Source organism: Pseudomonas sp. 1176_21 (assembly GCF_052850635.1).
Map to the genome: position 1 here is coordinate 48,062 of NZ_VXCV01000014.1, position 18,042 is coordinate 66,103.

At 64.3% G+C, this 18,042-nt stretch carries 13 protein-coding genes and 1 tRNA gene; 11 read left to right on the forward strand and 3 right to left on the reverse strand.

Features of this window, described 5'->3' with window-relative positions; genetic code table 11:
• The first annotated feature begins 24 nt into the window (after nt 1-24).
• From FW760_RS23640 to FW760_RS23665, 6 genes are all read left to right on the forward strand, one after another.
• Nucleotides 25-99: transfer RNA gene (locus tag FW760_RS23640), tRNA-Gln, on the forward strand.
• 47 nt (nt 100-146) lie between these two features.
• Complete coding sequence (locus FW760_RS23645) at nt 147-1,088, forward strand: ribose-phosphate pyrophosphokinase (protein ID WP_010225730.1); 942 nt, start codon at nt 147-149, stop codon at nt 1,086-1,088.
• A 138-nt stretch (nt 1,089-1,226) separates the two neighbouring features.
• Nucleotides 1,227-1,823: a 50S ribosomal protein L25/general stress protein Ctc gene (locus FW760_RS23650; protein ID WP_043864327.1), complete on the forward strand. Its 597-nt coding sequence runs from the start codon at nt 1,227-1,229 to the stop codon at nt 1,821-1,823.
• Between the two features lie 75 nt (nt 1,824-1,898).
• Complete coding sequence (gene pth, locus FW760_RS23655; protein WP_043864326.1) at nt 1,899-2,483, forward strand: aminoacyl-tRNA hydrolase; 585 nt, start codon at nt 1,899-1,901, stop codon at nt 2,481-2,483.
• Between the two features lie 21 nt (nt 2,484-2,504).
• Nucleotides 2,505-3,605 (forward strand): redox-regulated ATPase YchF, encoded by a 1,101-nt coding sequence (gene ychF, locus FW760_RS23660; protein ID WP_054916246.1) that lies wholly within the window; start codon nt 2,505-2,507, stop codon nt 3,603-3,605.
• Nucleotides 3,606-3,784: 179 nt separating this feature from the next.
• Nucleotides 3,785-5,989 carry an OsmC domain/YcaO domain-containing protein gene (locus FW760_RS23665; protein ID WP_116052796.1) on the forward strand — a complete coding sequence of 735 codons (2,205 nt, stop codon included), beginning with the start codon at nt 3,785-3,787 and terminating at the stop codon, nt 5,987-5,989.
• A 99-nt stretch (nt 5,990-6,088) separates the two neighbouring features.
• Here FW760_RS23665 and metE read toward each other — a convergent pair whose 3' ends face one another.
• A complete protein-coding gene (gene metE / locus FW760_RS23670) occupies nt 6,089-8,377 on the reverse strand; it encodes a 5-methyltetrahydropteroyltriglutamate--homocysteine S-methyltransferase (RefSeq protein WP_116052794.1) in 2,289 nt (762 codons plus the stop codon).
• 208 nt (nt 8,378-8,585) lie between these two features.
• Between metE and FW760_RS23675 the strand changes: the two genes are divergently transcribed.
• The 5 genes from FW760_RS23675 to FW760_RS23695 all read left to right on the forward strand — a co-directional run bounded on the left by FW760_RS23675 (nt 8,586) and on the right by FW760_RS23695 (nt 15,198).
• Nucleotides 8,586-9,962, forward strand: a complete 1,377-nt coding sequence (locus tag FW760_RS23675; protein ID WP_078481512.1) for a pyridoxal-phosphate dependent enzyme — start codon at nt 8,586-8,588, stop codon at nt 9,960-9,962.
• Complete coding sequence (locus FW760_RS23680; RefSeq protein ID WP_116052791.1) at nt 9,959-11,125, forward strand: trans-sulfuration enzyme family protein; 1,167 nt, start codon at nt 9,959-9,961, stop codon at nt 11,123-11,125. The genes FW760_RS23675 and FW760_RS23680 overlap by 4 nt, the downstream gene beginning before the upstream one ends.
• Nucleotides 11,126-11,226: 101 nt before the next feature.
• Nucleotides 11,227-11,757, forward strand: coding sequence for a sigma-70 family RNA polymerase sigma factor (locus FW760_RS23685; RefSeq protein ID WP_043864320.1), 531 nt, complete (start codon nt 11,227-11,229; stop codon nt 11,755-11,757).
• Nucleotides 11,754-12,722, forward strand: a complete 969-nt coding sequence (locus tag FW760_RS23690; protein ID WP_238596461.1) for a FecR domain-containing protein — start codon at nt 11,754-11,756, stop codon at nt 12,720-12,722. The genes FW760_RS23685 and FW760_RS23690 overlap by 4 nt, the downstream gene beginning before the upstream one ends.
• 85 nt (nt 12,723-12,807) lie before the next feature.
• On the forward strand, nt 12,808-15,198 hold the full coding sequence (locus FW760_RS23695; RefSeq protein ID WP_116052789.1) for a TonB-dependent siderophore receptor: 2,391 nt from the start codon (nt 12,808-12,810) through the stop codon (nt 15,196-15,198).
• 7 nt (nt 15,199-15,205) lie between these two features.
• Here FW760_RS23695 and FW760_RS23700 read toward each other — a convergent pair whose 3' ends face one another.
• Nucleotides 15,206-16,561, reverse strand: a complete 1,356-nt coding sequence (locus tag FW760_RS23700; RefSeq protein WP_058540628.1) for an amidase — start codon at nt 16,559-16,561, stop codon at nt 15,206-15,208.
• A 13-nt stretch (nt 16,562-16,574) separates the two neighbouring features.
• The gene (locus tag FW760_RS23705; RefSeq protein WP_043864317.1) at nt 16,575-17,906 is read right to left on the reverse strand and encodes an MFS transporter; all 1,332 of its coding nucleotides are present in this window, start codon (nt 17,904-17,906) and stop codon (nt 16,575-16,577) included.
• Nucleotides 17,907-18,042: the final 136 nt, after the last annotated feature.

Here is an 18,042-nt window from a genome sequence, read left to right on the forward strand (position 1 = left end):
TCAGGTACTCGCAGCAACAGATACAGGGGCGTCGCCAAGCGGTAAGGCAGCAGGTTTTGATCCTGCCATGCGTTGGTTCGAATCCAGCCGCCCCTGCCATTTTCCTATACTCATCCAGGTATACCCTCAGCCTTCAGGTACTGCGCGTGTCCAAGATGATGGTCTTTACGGGGAACGCTAACCCCGATCTGGCTCGGCGTGTCGTACGTCAGCTGCATATCCCTCTCGGTGACGTCTCTGTCGGTAAGTTCTCCGACGGCGAAATCAGCACTGAGATCAATGAAAATGTTCGTGGTAAAGACGTTTTCATTATTCAGCCGACTTGCGCGCCAACCAACGATAACCTGATGGAACTGGTAGTGATGGCCGATGCCTTCCGCCGCTCCTCAGCGTCTCGAATCACTGCCGTGATTCCTTACTTCGGATATGCCCGCCAGGATCGCCGTCCGCGTTCGGCGCGTGTAGCTATCAGCGCCAAAGTGGTTGCCGACATGCTCACCGTCGTCGGGATCGACCGTGTTCTCACCGTCGACCTGCACGCTGACCAGATCCAGGGTTTCTTCGATATTCCGGTAGATAACATCTACGGCTCCCCCGTTCTGGTGGATGACATCGAAGACCAGCGTTTCGAGAACCTCATGATCGTGTCCCCGGACATCGGCGGCGTCGTGCGTGCACGTGCTGTTGCCAAGTCCCTGGGCGTCGATCTGGGTATCATCGACAAACGCCGCGAGAAGGCCAATCACTCCGAAGTGATGCACATCATCGGCGACGTCGAAGGACGTACGTGTATTCTCGTCGACGACATGGTCGACACCGCCGGCACCCTGTGCCACGCGGCCAAGGCCCTGAAAGAGCACGGCGCGGCAAAGGTTTACGCCTACTGCACGCACCCTGTCCTGTCGGGTCGTGCGATCGAGAATATCGAAAACTCCGTGCTGGACGCACTGGTGGTGACCAACACCATCCCGCTGTCCGCTGCAGCACAAGCCTGTGACCGTATCCGTCAACTGGATATCGCACCGGTCGTGGCCGAAGCGGTTCGCCGCATCAGCAACGAAGAATCGATCAGCGCGATGTTCCGCTGAGGGCCTGGCCCTCGCGAGATCACGTTGACGTAAAGCGCCCCGCCCCAGCACTGGTTGTTGGGGCGGGGCTTTTTTGCCCTCCCCGGTTTGGCGCTGGTCGCAAACGCCGCCGGGGTCTGGCTATTTTGGAGAAACAACATGACTGATTTCACTCTGAACGCCCAAGCGCGTACCGACCTGGGGAAAGGTGCGAGCCGCCGCCTGCGTCGTCTCGCCGCCCAAATTCCTGCCGTTGTCTACGGTGGTGACAAAGAAGCGCAATCCCTGACCATCGTGGCCAAGGAAATCGCCAAGCTGTTCGAAAACGAAGCTGCCTTCAGCCACGTAATCGAACTGAACGTTGACGGCACCAAGCAGAACGTCATCGTCAAGGCCCTGCAGCGTCACCCAGCCAAGCAGTTCATCATGCACGCCGACTTCGTGCGCGTTGTTGCTGGCCAGAAACTGACCGCTATCGTTCCTGTGCACTTCGTCAACGAAGAAGCACCGGTCAAGAAAGGCGGCGAAATCTCCCACGTAGTGTCGGAGATCGAAGTTTCCTGCGAAGCCAAAGACCTGCCTGAGTTCATCGAAGTCGACCTGGCCAAGGCCGAAATCGGCACCATCATCCACCTGTCGGACCTCAAAGCTCCGAAAGGCGTAGAGTTCGTCGCTCTGGCCCACGGTGATGACAAGGCTGTTGCAAACGTTCACGCTCCGCGTGTTGCGCCTGAAGCAGAAGGCGCTGCCGAGTAATCCACTCGACACGCCGGCGTTGACCGGGTTGCAGCCCCGCGCTGCAACCCACAACTCCAAGGAAGAGCCCCTGACGTGACCGCCATCCAACTGATCGTCGGCCTGGGAAACCCCGGCCCCGAATACGAACAGACCCGGCATAACGCAGGGGCTCTTTTCGTGGAACGCATTGCCAGCGCCCAGCGCGTCAACCTGACCGCTGACCGCAAGTATTTCGGCCTGACGGCTAAATTCAGCCATCAGGGCCAGGACGTTCGTCTGCTGATCCCCACCACCTACATGAACCGCAGCGGCCAGGCCGTTGCTGCACTGGCGAACTTCTTCCGCATCCCGCCAGATGCCATCCTGGTGGCCCACGACGAACTCGACCTGCCCCCCGGCGTCGCCAAGCTCAAGAAAGGCGGCGGCCATGGCGGGCACAACGGCCTGCGCGACATCATCGCGCAGCTGGGCAACAACAAAGACTTTCACCGTCTGCGGCTTGGCATCGGCCACCCGGGTGACAGCACCAAGGTGTCCGGTTTTGTCCTTGGCAAGGCGCCCCGCGCCGAGCAGGAAAAACTCGATGCCAGTATCGATTTTGCCCTCGGCGTGCTGCCGGACATCCTCGCCGGCGATTGGACGCGTGCGATGAGAGAGCTGCACAGCCAAAAGGCCTGACTCCACGAAGAGGGATTCACCATGGGTTTCAATTGCGGCATCGTCGGCCTGCCCAACGTCGGCAAGTCCACCCTGTTCAACGCCTTGACCAAATCCGGCATCGCGGCAGAAAACTTCCCCTTCTGCACCATCGAGCCGAACAGCGGCATCGTGCCGATGCCCGACCCACGTCTGGATGCCCTGGCTGCGATCGTCAAGCCCAACCGCGTGCTGCCGACCACCATGGAGTTCGTCGACATCGCCGGCCTGGTGGCAGGTGCGTCCAAGGGTGAAGGCCTGGGCAACAAGTTCCTGGCCAACATCCGTGAAACCGATGCCATCGCCCACGTGGTCCGCTGCTTCGAAGACGAGAACGTGATTCACGTCTCCAACAGCGTCGACCCCAAGCGCGACATCGAGATCATCGACCTGGAACTGATCTTCGCCGACCTGGACAGCTGCGAGAAGCAACTGCAGAAGGTCGCGCGCAACGCCAAGGGCGGCGACAAGGATGCCCTGGCACAAAAGGCCATCCTCGAGAAGTTGATTGCGCACTTCACCGAAGGCAAGCCGGCGCGCAGCCTGATGAAGACCATGGCCGATGACGAGAAGGCGCTGGTACGCGGTTTCCACCTGCTGACCAGCAAGCCGGTGATGTACATCGCCAACGTTGCCGAAGACGGCTTCGAAGACAACCCGCACCTGGACGTGGTCAAGGCCATTGCCGAGGAAGAGGGCGCGATCGTGGTACCGGTCTGCAACAAGATCGAAGCCGAGATCGCCGAGCTGGAAGACGGTGAAGAGAAAGACATGTTCCTCGAAGCCCTGGGCCTCGAAGAGCCAGGCCTGAACCGCGTGATCCGTGCCGGTTACTCGCTGCTCAACCTGCAGACCTACTTCACGGCCGGCGTGCAGGAAGTGCGGGCCTGGACCGTTCGCGTGGGCGCCACCGCGCCTCAGGCGGCCGGCGTGATCCACACCGACTTCGAAAAGGGCTTCATCCGTGCCGAAGTGGTCGCCTACGACGACTTCATCCAGTACAACGGTGAAAGCGGCGCGAAGGAAGCCGGCAAATGGCGTCTGGAAGGCAAGGACTACATCGTCAAGGATGGCGACGTGATGCACTTCCGCTTCAACGTCTAAGCCCCGAGCCGGGTCGCCACGACGCCCGACGCACACCAAACCCCTTGAGCGTTTACGCCTCAGGGGGTTTTGTTTTTACCGGTGTCGGTCACGCCTTCGGGTGACATGCCAAGACTTCCGGGCAAAAAGCCGGATAATGGCGGCCAATTCGTTTCGCACTTTCAGCACGGTATTCCCGCATGGAAATCAAGGTCAATTTTCTCGACAACCTTCGACTTGAAGCCAAGTTCGATGACTTCACGGTGGTGGCCGACCAACCCATCCGCTACAAGGGCGATGGTTCGGCACCCGGCCCGTTCGACTATTTCCTGGCCTCCTCGGCCCTGTGCGCGGCCTACTTCGTCAAGCTGTACTGCGAAACGCGCAACATCCCCACCGACAACATTCGCCTGTCGCAGAACAACATCGTCGACCCGGAAAACCGCTACAACCAGATCTTCAAGATCCAGGTCGAGCTGCCGGCCGACATCTCGGCCAAGGACCGCCAGGGCATCCTGCGTTCCATCGACCGCTGCACCGTGAAGAAGGTGGTGCAGACCGGTCCCGAGTTCGTGATCGAGGAAGTCGACAACCTCGATGCCGACGCCCAGGCCCTGCTGATGCTGGACGCCCAGGCGCAGACGCGCACCGTGATCGCCGGCAAGGACCTGCCGCTGGAACAGACCATCGCCAACATGTCGGGCATCCTCGCCAGGCTTGGGATGAAGATCGAGATCGCCTCGTGGCGCAACATCGTGCCCAACGTCTGGTCGCTGCACATCCGCGATGCGCATTCACCCATGTGCTTCACCAACGGCAAGGGCGCCACCAAGGAAGGCGCACTGGCCTCGGCACTGGGCGAGTTCATCGAACGCCTGAACTGCAACTTCTTCTACAACGACCAGTTCTGGGGCGAGGACATCGCCAACGCCGACTTCGTGCACTACCCCGACGAGCGCTGGTTCAAGCCGGGCCGCAAGGACGCGCTGCCGGCCGAGATCCTCGACGCCCACTGCCGCGACATCTACAACCCCGACGGCGAACTGCGTGGCTCGCACCTGTACGACACCAACTCGGGCAACACCGAGCGTGGCATCTGCGCCCTGCCCTTCGTGCGCCAGTCCGATGGCGAGGTGGTGTACTTCCCGTCCAACCTGATCGAAAACCTGTACCTGAGCAACGGCATGAGCGCCGGCAACACGCTGGCCGAGGCGCAGGTGCAGTGCCTGTCGGAGATCTTCGAGCGCGCGGTCAAGCGCGAGATCCTCGAAGGCGAGCTGGCCCTGCCCGACGTGCCGCAGGACGTCATCGCCAAGTACCCCGGCATCCTCGCCGGCATCCAGGGCCTGGAGGCCCAGGGCTTCCCGGTGCTGGTCAAGGATGCGTCGCTGGGCGGTGAGTTCCCGGTGATGTGCGTGACCCTGATGAACCCGCGCACCGGCGGCGTGTTCGCCTCGTTCGGCGCGCACCCAAGCCTTGAAGTGGCGCTGGAACGCAGCCTCACCGAGCTGCTGCAAGGGCGCAGCTTCGAGGGTCTGAATGACCTGCCGCAGCCGACCTTCGAAAGCCAGGCGGTGACCGAGCCGAACAACTTCGTCGAGCACTTCATCGACTCCAGCGGCGTGGTGTCGTGGCGCTTCTTCAGTGCCAGGGCCGACTTCGAGTTCGTCGAGTGGGACTTCTCCGGCCAGGGTGAAAACTCCAACGCCGAAGAAGCTGCCACCCTGTTCGGCATCCTCGAAGGCATGGGCAAGGAAGTGTACATGGCGGTGTACGAGCACCTGGGTGCCACCGCCTGCCGCATCCTGGTACCAGGCTACTCGGAGATCTACCCGGTCGACGACCTGGTGTGGGACAACACCAACAAGGCGCTGCTGTTCCGTGCCGACATCCTCAACCTGCACCGCCTGGACGATGACGCCCTGCAAGCGCTGGTCGAGCGCCTCGAAGACAGCGAACTGGACGACTACACCGACATCACCACACTGATCGGCATCGAGTTCGACGACAACACGGTGTGGGGTCAGTTGACCATCCTGGAGCTCAAGCTGCTGATTCACCTGGCGCTGGAGCGTTTCGAGGAGGCCAAGGAGCTGGTGGAGACCTTCCTGCAGTACAACGACAACACCGTCGAGCGCGGGTTGTTCTACCAGGCGTTGAACGTGGTGCTGGAAGTGGTGCTGGACGACGAGATGGCGCTTGAAGACTACGCCGTCAACTTCCGGCGCATGTTCGGGGACGAGCGCATGGATGCCGTACTGGGCTCGGTGGATGGCAGCGTGCGTTTCTACGGCCTGACCCCCACCAGCATGAAGCTCGAAGGTCTGGACCGTCACCTGCGCCTGATCGACAGCTACAAGAAGCTGCACGCGGCACGTGCCCGTGCGGTAGCGGGCACACGCTGATACAACGCCGATCCTGCAGGCCATGGCCTGCAGGATCGGCGTTGCCAGGCTTGTTCGTTCGCCAACAGGTCGCGGTGGCGGAGAACAAGCCTCGAACGATCACCCCAGCTCGTTGCGCAACAAGCGGGCAGCACTCACCATGTTCGCCAGCGCCGCCTCGGTTTCCGGCCAGCCGCGGGTCTTCAGGCCGCAGTCCGGGTTGACCCACAGGCGCTCGACCGGAATGCGCCGGGCAGCCTTGCGCAGCAGCTCGGCCATTTCCGAAGCCTCCGGCACCCGGGGCGAGTGGATGTCGTAAACCCCCGGGCCGATCTCGTTCGGGTAGTGGAAGGCTTCGAATGCCCCCAGCAGTTCCATGTCCGAACGCGAGGTTTCGAGGGTGATCACGTCGGCATCCATGGCGGCAATCGATTCGATCACATCGTTGAACTCGCTGTAGCACATGTGGGTGTGGATCTGGGTTTCGTCGCGCACGCCCGAGGCGCACAGGCGAAACACTTCGGTAGCCCAGTCCAGGTACTGCTGCCACTGCGCCCGGCGCAGCGGCAGGCCCTCACGAAACGCCGCCTCGTCGATCTGCACGATCTTGATGCCGGCCGCCTCCAGGTCCACCACTTCATCGCGGATGGCCAGCGCCAGTTGCCGCGCCTGCACCTCGCGCGACACATCTTCACGCGGGAACGACCACATCAGCAGGGTCACCGGCCCTGTCAGCATGCCCTTCATCACCTTGTCGGTCAGGCCCTGTGCGTAGCGGATCCACTCCACCGTCATGGCATGCGGTCGACTCAGGTCGCCGAAGATCACCGCCGGTTTCACACAGCGCGAACCGTAGCTCTGCACCCAGCCGAAGCGGGTGAACACGTACCCATCGAGCTGCTCGGCAAAGTACTCGACCATGTCGTTGCGCTCGGCTTCACCGTGCACCAGCACGTCCAGGCCCAGGCGCTCCTGCACCTGCACGGCGTGGCGAATCTCGCTGTGCATCGCCTCCACGTATTGGCCCTCGCTCAGCTTGCCCTGCTTGAACGACTGGCGTGCCAGGCGAATGGAACCGGTCTGCGGGAACGAACCGATAGTGGTGGTCGGCAACAGCGGCAGGTTCAGGCGGGCACGCTGGCGGGCAATTCGCGTGGCAAAGGGCGAGTGGCGCTGGCTGTCCTTCTCGCTGATGGCTGCCACACGGGCCTGCACTGCCGGCTTGTGGATGCGCGTGGAGGCAGCGCGGCTGGCCTGCACCGCACGGCTGCGGGCCAGGGCCTGCACCACCGGGGCCGCCTCGGGCTGGTCGAGGGCATGGGCCAGGATCGCGACTTCCTCGCACTTCTGCACGGCAAAGGCCAGCCAGCTCTTGAGCTCGGCATCGAGGGCGTCTTCACGGCCCAGGTCTACCGGGCTGTGCAGCAGCGAGCACGACGGCGCCACCCACAGGCGCTCGCCCAGGCGTTCATGGGCGTGCTGCAGCACGGCCAGGGCCTTGTCCAGGTCGCAGCGCCACACGTTGCGGCCGTTGACCACACCCAGCGACAGCACCTTGTAGGCCGGCAGGCGGTCGAGAATGGTCGGGTACTGCTCGGGGGCGCGCACCAGGTCGATGTGCAATCCGTCGACCGGCAGGTTGGCCGCCAGCCCCAGGTTCTCCTCCAGGCCACCGAAGTAGGTGGCAACCAGCTTTTTCAGCGGGTCGCGCTGGATCAGGTTGTAGGCACGCTCGAAGGCGTTCTTCCACGCCTGCGGCAGGTCCAGCGCCAGGATCGGCTCGTCGATCTGCACCCACTCCACACCCTGTGCCGCCAGGCGCTGGAAAATCTCGCCGTACAGCGGCAGCAGGCGCTCGAGCAGCTCGAGCTTGTCGAAGTCGCCGCCCTTGGTCTTGCCCAGCCACAGGTAGGTCAGCGGGCCGATCACCACCGGCTTGACGTCGTGGCCCAGGGCCCTGGCCTCGGCCACTTCCTCGAACAATTGTTCCCAGCCCAGGCCGAACTGCTGGTCGGCGCTGAATTCAGGCACCAGGTAGTGGTAGTTGGTGTCGAACCACTTGGTCATCTCCTGGGCATGCGCACCACCACAACAGCTGTCGCTGACGCCACGCGCCATGCCGAACAGGGTCTGCAGGGTGGCCTTGCCGTGCTGCGGGCGAAAGCGCTCGGGCACCACGCCGAACATCAGCGAATGGGTCAGTACCTGGTCGTACCAGGCAAAATCGCCCACCGGCAGCAACTGGATGCCGGCCTGGCGCTGCAGGGCCCAGTGGGCCTTGCGCAGTTCGCTGCCCACAGCACGCAGGCCCGCCTCGTCGAGCTCGCCTTTCCAGAACGCTTCCTGCGCCTTTTTCAGTTCGCGGTCGCGACCGATACGGGGGAATCCGAGTGAGTGGGCCAATGCCATGACAATGCTCTCCTTAGGGGGTGATGGCAGCCATTGTCGGCAGGGCCGCAGAATGAGACAAACTCATTTAATTTCAGATCAAATCAAGTTCTGCTCATGTAAAGACATCGACAGCGCTGCGCCTGGAGGCGCAACCGGCTGGCCGGCCAGGGTTGCGAGGCCCCTGATCTGCGCCTAAGGTCAAACGACCCCGAAGCGAGATGACGTCATGCCCAACGCCTCGAACCCCGCCGTACTTGCCCTGATCGGCAACACCCCGATGGTGCAGGTGAGCCGCTTCGATACCGGCCCCTGCACACTGTTCCTCAAACTCGAATCACAGAACCCCGGCGGCTCGATCAAGGACCGCATCGGCCTGGCCATGATCGATGCCGCCGAGCGCGACGGGCGCCTGCGCCCCGGCGGCACCATCGTCGAGGCCACCGCCGGCAACACCGGCCTGGGCCTGGCGCTGGTCGGGCGGGCCAAGGGCTACCGGGTGGTGCTGGTGGTGCCCGACAAGATGTCCACCGAGAAGGTGCTGCACCTCAAGGCCATGGGCGCCGAGGTGCACATCACCCGCTCCGACGTCGGCAAGGGCCACCCCGACTATTACCAGGACGTGGCCGCACGGCTGGCGGCGGACATCCCCGATGCGTTCTTCGCCGACCAGTTCAACAACCCCGCCAACCCGCTGGCCCACGAGACCAGCACCGCCCCGGAAATCTGGGCGCAGACCCAGCACGATGTGGACGCCATCGTGGTCGGCGTGGGCTCGGCCGGCACCCTTACCGGGCTGACCCGTTTCTTCAAGCGCGTGCAGCCGGGCCTGGCCATGGTGCTGGCCGACCCGGTGGGCTCGGTGATGGCCGAGTACAGCCGCAGCGGCACCCTGATCACGCCTGGGGCGTGGGCAGTGGAAGGCATCGGCGAGGACTTCGTGCCCTCGATCGCCGACCTCTCCAGCGTGCGCCAGGCCTACTCGATCAGCGACGAAGAAAGCTTCGAGCATGCGCGTCAGCTGCTGCGCGCCGAAGGCATTCCGGGCGGCTCCTCCACCGGCACCCTGCTGGCCGCCGCGCTGCGCTACTGCCGCGAGCAGACCGAACCCAAGCGCGTGGTCAGCTTTGTGTGCGACACCGGCACGCGCTACCTGTCCAAGGTCTACAACGACCAGTGGATGACCGACCAGGGCCTGCTGCAGCGCACCCGCTACGGCGACCTGCGCGACCTCATCGCGCGGCGCTTCGAGGATGGCCGGGTGATCAGCGTGCGCCCCGACGACACCCTGCTCACTGCCTTCCAGCGCATGCGCCTGGCCGACGTGTCGCAATTGCCGGTGCTGGTCGACGGCCAGCGCCTGGTGGGCGTGATCGATGAATCCGACATCCTGCTGGGCATGCATGAAGACCCGTCGCACTTCTCCCTGAGCGTGGCCAGCGCCATGACCGACCAGCTGGAAACCCTGCCGCCGTCTGCCAGCCTGGCGGCGCTGCAGGCCGAACTGGACCGAGGCCTGGTGGCGATCATTGCCGACGCCACGGGCTTTCACGGCCTGATCACCCGTGTCGATATGCTTAACCACTTGCGCAGAGCACTCCCATGACCCAGCACGACAAGACCGCCTTCGCCACCCGCGTGATCCATGCAGGGCAATCGCCCGACCCGTCCACCGGCGCGCTGATGCCGCCGATCTATGCCAACTCCACCTACATCCAGCAGAGCCCCGGCGTGCACAAGGGCCTGGACTACGGGCGCTCGCACAACCCCACGCGCTGGGCACTGGAACGCTGCGTGGCCGATCTGGAGGGCGGCACCCAGGGCTTCGCCTTCGCCTCCGGGCTGGCGGCGATCTCGGCGGTGCTCGAACTGCTGGATGCCGGCTCCCACATCGTTTCGGGCAATGACCTGTACGGCGGCACCTTCCGCCTGTTCGAACGGGTGCGTCGGCGCAGCGCCGGGCACCGCTTCAGCTTCGTCGACCTGTCCGACCTTGCCGCGTTCGAGGCAGCGTTGCAGGACGACACGCGCATGGTGTGCATCGAAACCCCGAGCAACCCGCTGCTGCGCCTGAGCGACCTGGCGGCCATCGCACGCCTCTGCCGCGCACGCGGCATCCTCTGCGTGGCCGACAACACCTTTGCCAGCCCATGGATCCAGCGCCCGCTGGAACTGGGTTTCGACATCGTGGTGCACTCGAGCACCAAGTACCTCAACGGGCATTCGGACGTGATCGGCGGCATTGCCGTGGTGGGTGACAACGCCGAGCTGGCCGAGCGCCTGGGCTTCATACAGAACGCGGTGGGCGCCATCGCCGGCCCGTTCGATGCCTTCCTCACCTTGCGCGGGGTCAAGACCCTGGCCCTGCGCATGGAGCGCCACTGCAGCAATGCCCTGGCACTGGCGCAGTGGCTCGAACAGCAACCGCAGGTGGCGCGTGTGTACTACCCCGGCTTGCCCTCGCACCCGCAGCACGCCCTGGCGCGCCAGCAGATGCACGGTTTTGGCGGGATGATCTCGCTCGACCTGGCTACCGACCTGGCCGGTGCCCGACGCTTCCTGGAGCAGGTACAGATCTTTGCCCTGGCCGAAAGCCTGGGCGGTGTGGAAAGCCTGATCGAGCACCCGGCGATCATGACCCATGCCACCATCCCCGAGCAGACGCGCGCGCAACTGGGCATTGGCGACGCCCTGGTGCGCCTGTCGGTAGGCGTGGAAGACCTCGATGACCTGCGCGCAGACCTGGCCCAGGCACTCGCACGTATCTGACCCCCATCAGCGCAAGCCAGCCCCTTGCTTGCGCTGATTGCTCAATGCCCGCCGGCTGAATATACTTGATAACTATTCTCATTCGGTACGGGCGCCACACGATGACCTCCCCTCCTTGCGGCTACCGTACCAACGTGGCCAGCCTCTACAGCGACAATCACGGCTGGATCCAGCAGTGGCTGGCGCGGCGTCTGGGCAACGTGCACGATGCCGCAGAGCTGGCCCACGACGTATTCCTGCGCCTGCTCGCGCAACCGCGCGAGTTCAGTAGCGACGGGCATGCGCGGGCCTACCTGAGTACGGTGTCCAAACACCTGTATGTGGATTTCCAGCGCCGCAAGCAGGTCGAGCGTGCATGGCAGCAGACGCTGGCCAACCAGCCGCAACGCATCGCCCCCTCCGAAGAGCACCAGGCGTTGATCCTGGAGACCCTGGGCCAATTGCAGGCCATGCTCGAACGCTTGCCGGCACCTGTGGCCGAAGCCTTTTGCCTGGCGCAACTGCAGGGCCTGAACTATCGCCAGATCGCCACGCAGCTGGGTGTAAGCGAACGCACGGTCACCAAGTACATGGCCCAGGCCATGCTCCAGTGCCTGCTGCTGGAAGTGGAGCTGGACGGGGCCTTGCTGTGAGCGCGGCCCTGGACTCTGCCACCCTGGAGCAGGCCGCCGACTGGTTCGCACGCCTGCGCGCCGCGCCAGCCGATGCGGCCTTGCGGGGCCAGTGGCAACAGTGGCTGGAACAACAGGAACAGCATCGTATCGCCTGGACCTACGTGGAGCGCATCAGCCAGCGCTTCGACAGCCTGCAACCGCAAGCCGGGGCGGCGCATCAGACGCTCGCCAGCCTGCGGCGTACGCAACGCTCCCGCCGCCAGGTGCTAAGCAGCCTGTGCGTGCTCAGCGGTGGGGCAACGCTGGGCTGGCTGGGCTGGCAACGCCACTGGGTGGACGACCTGCAAGCGCTCACTGCCGGCACCACCACCGCAGTGGGCGAGGTACGTCGCCAGGTGCTGGCCGACGGCACCCTCCTGTGGCTCAACAGCGCCACCGCCCTGGATGTACAACTGGACGGGCAGCGCCGGCTGCTGACCCTGTACAGCGGTGAAGTGCTGATCGAGACCGCCGCTGAGGCGCGGCCCTTCCAGGTGCAGACCCGGGCCGGCAGCCTGGTGCCCCTGGGTACGCGCTTCAGTGTGCGCCAGCAGGGCGCCCGCACCCTGCTCAACGTGTACGACGGCGCGGTACGCGCCACCTGTGCCGCCAGCGCAATACAGCGGGTCGCCAATGCGGGGCAGGGCCTGGGCTTCGATGCCAGCACCATGGCCGCCACCACGCCGGCCTGCGCCCAACGCCAGGCCTGGAGCCAAGGCCTGCTGGTGGCGCAGGACATGCCACTGGGGGATTTCATTGCAGAGCTGGCCGACCATCGACGCGGGCACCTGGCGGTGAACCCGCTGATCGCATCGTTAAGGGTCATGGGCACCTACCCGCTCAACGATACCGACCAGGTGCTTGCCATGCTCGAAAGCGCCTTGCCGGTGCGAGTGTCGCGACGCTTCGACTGGTGGGTGACCCTGGAGCCTGCCGAAAAATAAAAAGCGTCAGGTGCTTCCGGTTTTTGCGGCTCATTCGAATTAGAGGAGAACACCCTTTCACCCCTGCGCGCCCGAAGGATTCTGCATGCCACTCGCCTCTGCCCCTGCCCTGTTGAAACGCCCCCTGGCCCTGCTCATTGCACTCGCCAGCGGCGCCGCCACCGCCGCGCCACTGGACATCCCCGCCGGCCCCCTGGCCAGCCAGTTGAACCAGCTGGCAAGCCAGGCCGGTATCTACCTGGCCAGCGACGCCGCCCTGACCGCCGGCAAACAGAGCCGGCCCGTGACCGGTGCAAGTACCCCTGAGCAGGCCCTGCAAGGCATGCTTGCCGGCACGGGCCTGAGCGTGGTGCGCACTGGCGAAAACCGCTACCAGCTGATCACCGCCCCCACCGGCAACGCCGTGGAACTGGGCGCCACCAGCATCAACGGCGCAGGCCTGGGCGAGACCACCGAGAACACCGGCGCCTACACCACCGGCCAGACCCGCACCGCAACCAAGCTCGGCCTGTCATTGCGCCAAACCCCGCAGTCGGTCACCGTGATCCCGCGCCAGGTACTGGACGACCACAAGCTTGCCTCGCTCGACGATGTGGTCAAGTTCACCCCCGGCCTGTCGAGCAACCACCGCGACAGCGACCGCTATACCTTCTACTCGCGCGGTTTCCAGATCCAGAACATACAGTACGACGGCATCCCGACCCAGGTGGCCAACGAGTCGCAGCAATTCACCAGCACCCTGTCGGACATGGCGATCTACGACCGTGTCGAAGTGGTGCGCGGTGCCACCGGCCTGCTCAGCGGTGCGGGCTCGCCCTCGGCCACCCTGAACCTGGTGCGCAAGCGGCCCACGGCCGACTTCCAGGGCTACGTCTCGGGAGAAGCCGGGGCCTGGGACCGCTACCGGGGCGAATTCGACGTCGCCGGCCCGCTGACCGACTCGGGTGCGGTGCGCGGCCGCCTGGTCAGCGCCTATGAAACCGCCAACTCGTTCGTCGACTGGTACAAGACCGACAAGCGCGTGATCTACGGCGCACTGGATTTCGACCTGAGCGAAAGCACCCTGCTGCGCGTGAGCCTGGACTACCAGAACAACAACTCCGACGGGGTCAGCTTCGGGCACATTCCGCTGTTCAACAACAATGGCAGCGCGACGAACTTTTCCCGCTCGTTCAACCCCGGAGCCCGCTGGAGCTACCTGGACAACACCCAGTACAACTTCACCAGCGTGCTGGAGCAGAAACTCGCCAACGACTGGAGCCTCAAGGCGTCCTACAGCCACCAGTACGCCTACCGCCGCGGCGTGACCGGTTCGGCCAGTGCCGGGGCGCCCGACCCGCAGACCGGCGCCGGCGTGTCGATGTACATCAACCGCCTGGACAGCTACCAGACCCAGGACAACGCCGACCTGTACGCCAGCGGCCCGTTCGAGCTGGGTGGGCGCGAGCATGAACTGGTGGTGGGTGCCAACATCGCCTACACCCACCTCAACTACCCGACCTATCAACGTGCCAACCCGGCGGTCGACGATATCAACCAGTGGGATGGCAACCCGGGCGGCAAGCCGCACCTGTCCAAGACCGAAGAAAGCCTGACCCGCCTGAGCCAGTCGGGCACCTACACGGCCCTGCGCCTCAAACCTTATGACCCGCTGTCGATCATCCTCGGCACCCGGGTCAGTTGGTGGGATCAGAAAGACGACAGCAGCGACGAACTGACCGGCGCCAGCACCAGCCGCGACCGTACCAGAAAATCCGGCGTGGTCACCCCGTATGCCGGTGTGGTGCTGGACCTGAACGACACCTTCTCGGTGTACGCCAGCTACACCAACATCTTCCAGCCGCAGACCTACTACAAGACTGCCAGCAACACCTCGCTGGAGCCGCTGCAAGGCGACAACTACGAACTGGGCATCAAGGGCGAGTTCTACGACGGTGCGCTGAATGCGAGCCTGGCACTGTTCGAAGTGCAGCAGAAGAACACCCCGCAGTACGTTGGCGAGTCGCCCCAAGGGCGCGAAATCTACCGGGCCATTGCCGGTACCACCACGCGCGGCATCGAAACCGAAGTGTCCGGCGAAGTGCTGCCGGGCTGGAACATCATCGGCGGCTATACCTACCGTGAATCCCACGACAAGGACGGCAATCGGGTCGAAACCAACCAGCCGATGAACCTGTTCAAGCTCGGCACCACCTACCGCCTGCCGGGGCAGCTGAACCGCCTGACCGTGGGCGGCAACCTGGTCTGGCAGAGCGACATCTACGCGGTCAACGGCACCTACGGCACCAAGGCACACCAGGGTGACTACGGGGTGGTCGGGTTGCTGGCCAACTATGCGGTGGATGAACACCTCACGGTCGGCCTGAACCTCAACAACCTGTTCGACACCCATTACTACGACGGCCTGGGCACCTTCAACTCAGGCTCCTACGGCGAACCGCGCAATGCCATGGTGAATGCCAAGTGGACGTTCTGAGGCTGCATCAAGTGCGAACGTAGCGCTGCGCCAGCAACTGCAGCAGCTGATCGTCGGCACCCGCCGCACCGATCACCTGCAGCCCCACCGGCATGCCCCGCACCTGCCCTGCCGGCAGGCTGATGGCCGGCAGGCCGGTGAGGTTCCAGGCACTGGTGTAACTGAGCACTGCAGCACGCACGTCGATACATTGCTCACCCACCTGTACCTCGCGTGCATCCACCGGCGTCGCGGTGATCGGCACGCTGGCCGAGACCAGGAAGTCATAACGCTCGAACAGCCGCGCCATCGCCGCCTTGAGCCGAGCCTGGCCGGCCTGCGCGCGAATGTACTGCCAGCCCCTGACCTCGCGTGACAGCTCAAGGCGTTCGCGCACCTCCTGCTCGAACAGCTGCGGCGCCGTCTGCATGCGCTCGGCATGCACGTCGTAGGCCTCGGCGCGCTGCAGGGTGAGCAAGGTGTCCTTGAGCTGCGCCACCAACGGCTCCAGCTCGCCGGTCTGCTCCAGTGCATCGCCAAACAGCTGCTGCGCAGCCTGGTACACCTGCCCCTGAACGTCGGCGTCCAATGGCCCGAAAGTGCCCGGCTCGATCCAGCCTACACGCAGCGGGCGACGCAGCGTGGCCGGCGCGCAGGTACGCGCGGCGATCACTTCGAACACTACCCGGGCATCGTCCACATGGTTGGCAATCGGGCCCACGTGGTCGAGGCTCGACGACAGCGGGAACACCCCGTCCAGCGGCACGGCAGCGAACGACGGCTTGAAGCCGACCGCGCCGCACAACGCCGCGGGAATGCGGATCGAGCCGCCGGTGTCGGTACCCAGCGCCAGCGGCACCATGCCGCTGGCCACCGCCGCTGCACTGCCGGCGCTCGAACCGCCGGTGATGCAGCGCGCATCCCACGGGTTGCGCGCCGCGCCCTGCAGCGAGCGGTCGCCGGTGGGGCCATAGGCGAACTCGTGGGTCAGGGTCTTGCCCACGATTACCGCGCCGCCCTCGCGCAGGCGCTGCACGCACAGGGCGTCCTGCGTGGGGCGAAAGCCTTCGAAGTGCGCCGAACCATAGGTGGTCACGTGGTCGAAGGTGTCGATGTTGTCCTTGATCGCTACCGGTATGCCGTGCAGCGGGCCCAGGTCCAGGCCCTGGGCAAACAGTTCGTCGGCCTTGCGCGCCTGCGCCAGCGACACTTCGGCATCCACGGCGACAAAGGCATTCAGTGCCGGGTTCAGGCGCTCGATGCTGTCGAGCGCGGCCTGGGTCAGCTCGACACTCGTCAGGCTGCCGGCGCGCAGGCGCCGCGCCAGGTCGCCGACCGACAGGCCAAAAAAGTATCCAGTGTGGGTTGGCTTGGCCAGGTTCATACAGGCAACTCCATCAAACCGTTGCAGGTGTAGGGGAAGGGACAACCTGCCGGCTGCCGGGGCGCACCATCAGCATCGCGCTCATGCCCAGGGCCGTGGCCACGGCGGCGGCCACGAACATCGACGAGTAGCCATAGCGCACGGTCAGGTAGCCGGTGAGCATCGGCGCGATGAACGAGGCGGTGTTGGCGATGAAGTGGGTCATGCCGCTGTAGGCACCGACGCGGTTGGATGGCGCGGTGTCGATCACCACGGCCCAGTAGACCGAGTTGGGCAGCGCGTTGAGGGCGTTGGCCAGGGTCATCAGGGCGATCACGCCCCATACGGTCTGGGCCTGCGACACCAGCATGAAGCACAGCGTGGTCAGCAGCAGGCAGGTTGCAGCCAGCCAGCTGCGCGCCACCTTCAGGTTGCCGGTGCGACGCAGCAGCAGGTCGGAGATCTTGCCGCCCAGCAGCACGGTGAAGCAGGCGCCGGTCCACGGGATCATGCCCATGTACCACAGCGACGACAGGTTGTAGTGGAACTCGTCCTGCAGGTACTTGGGGGTCCAGGTCAGCAGCAGGAAGGTGACGTACACGAACGAGAAGTAGCCCACCGCATTGAGCAGCAGGTCCTTGTTCTTGAAGAAGTGCCAGATCGGCGCAACGCTGGTGGTCGGGGTGCTGGCGTTGGCGGCAGCGGCACGCTCCTGGCGCAGGAACTCGCGCTCGGCCTCGGACACCCGCGGGTTTTCATCCGGGGTGTTGGTGAAGCGGGTCATGAAGAAGATCAGCAGCGCCAGGCTGACCACGCCCAGTACCACGAACATGCTGCGCCAGTCGCCGGTCAGGGTCTGCAGGCCGACCGCCACCGGGGCGGTGAGCAAGGCGCCCAGCGGTGTGCTGAGCAGGCCCACCGAGACCACGAAGCCGCGTTCCTTGGGCGTGGCCCAGTTGGCCACGCTCTTGTTGATCACCGAGTACGCCGGGCCTTCGGCAAAGCCGAACAGCACGCGGATGGTGGCAAAGCCGGCCATGGCCGAACCGCCCATGAAGGCCAGGCCCATGTCGCCGGCAAAGGCGGTGGCGATCTCGAAGATCGACCAGGTGCCGCCGGCGATCAGCCATACGCGCTTGGCGCCGAAACGGTCGGCCAGGATGCCGCCGATCAACGCACCGACGATGTAGCCGTAACCGAAATAGCCCAGCACGTTGCCCCAGTCGGCCTTGTCGAAACCGTACTCGGGGAGAATGCTGGCCGAGGCATACGAAATGGCACCACGATCGATGTAGTTGAGCAGCGCCATCAGCATGATCAGGAAGAAAATCTGGTAGCGAAAGCGCGGAACGGGTGGGTTGTTCATAGGGATCTGACTCTTCAAGTGATGGCAGAAGTCAAAAATGCGGCCGCGTCCGGCGTATTTTTATTGTGTTGCCCAAACGTTTGGGTTGAGCGAATGTATTCACACAAAAACATTTAGTCAATCGTTTGGGTAAAGG

What these genes read in the sequence shown, in the direction of transcription:
- FW760_RS23650 (WP_043864327.1), top strand. Translation starts at nt 1,227, where the DNA reads ATGACTGATTTCACTCTGAACGCCCAAGCGCGTACCGACCTGGGGAAA.
- ychF (WP_054916246.1), top strand. Translation starts at nt 2,505, where the DNA reads ATGGGTTTCAATTGCGGCATCGTCGGCCTGCCCAACGTCGGCAAGTCC.
- FW760_RS23665 (WP_116052796.1), top strand. Translation starts at nt 3,785, where the DNA reads ATGGAAATCAAGGTCAATTTTCTCGACAACCTTCGACTTGAAGCCAAG.
- metE (WP_116052794.1), bottom strand. Translation starts at nt 8,377, where the DNA reads ATGGCATTGGCCCACTCACTCGGATTCCCCCGTATCGGTCGCGACCGC.
- FW760_RS23675 (WP_078481512.1), top strand. Translation starts at nt 8,586, where the DNA reads ATGCCCAACGCCTCGAACCCCGCCGTACTTGCCCTGATCGGCAACACC.
- FW760_RS23680 (WP_116052791.1), top strand. Translation starts at nt 9,959, where the DNA reads ATGACCCAGCACGACAAGACCGCCTTCGCCACCCGCGTGATCCATGCA.
- FW760_RS23685 (WP_043864320.1), top strand. Translation starts at nt 11,227, where the DNA reads ATGACCTCCCCTCCTTGCGGCTACCGTACCAACGTGGCCAGCCTCTAC.
- FW760_RS23695 (WP_116052789.1), top strand. Translation starts at nt 12,808, where the DNA reads ATGCCACTCGCCTCTGCCCCTGCCCTGTTGAAACGCCCCCTGGCCCTG.
- FW760_RS23700 (WP_058540628.1), bottom strand. Translation starts at nt 16,561, where the DNA reads ATGAACCTGGCCAAGCCAACCCACACTGGATACTTTTTTGGCCTGTCG.
- FW760_RS23705 (WP_043864317.1), bottom strand. Translation starts at nt 17,906, where the DNA reads ATGAACAACCCACCCGTTCCGCGCTTTCGCTACCAGATTTTCTTCCTG.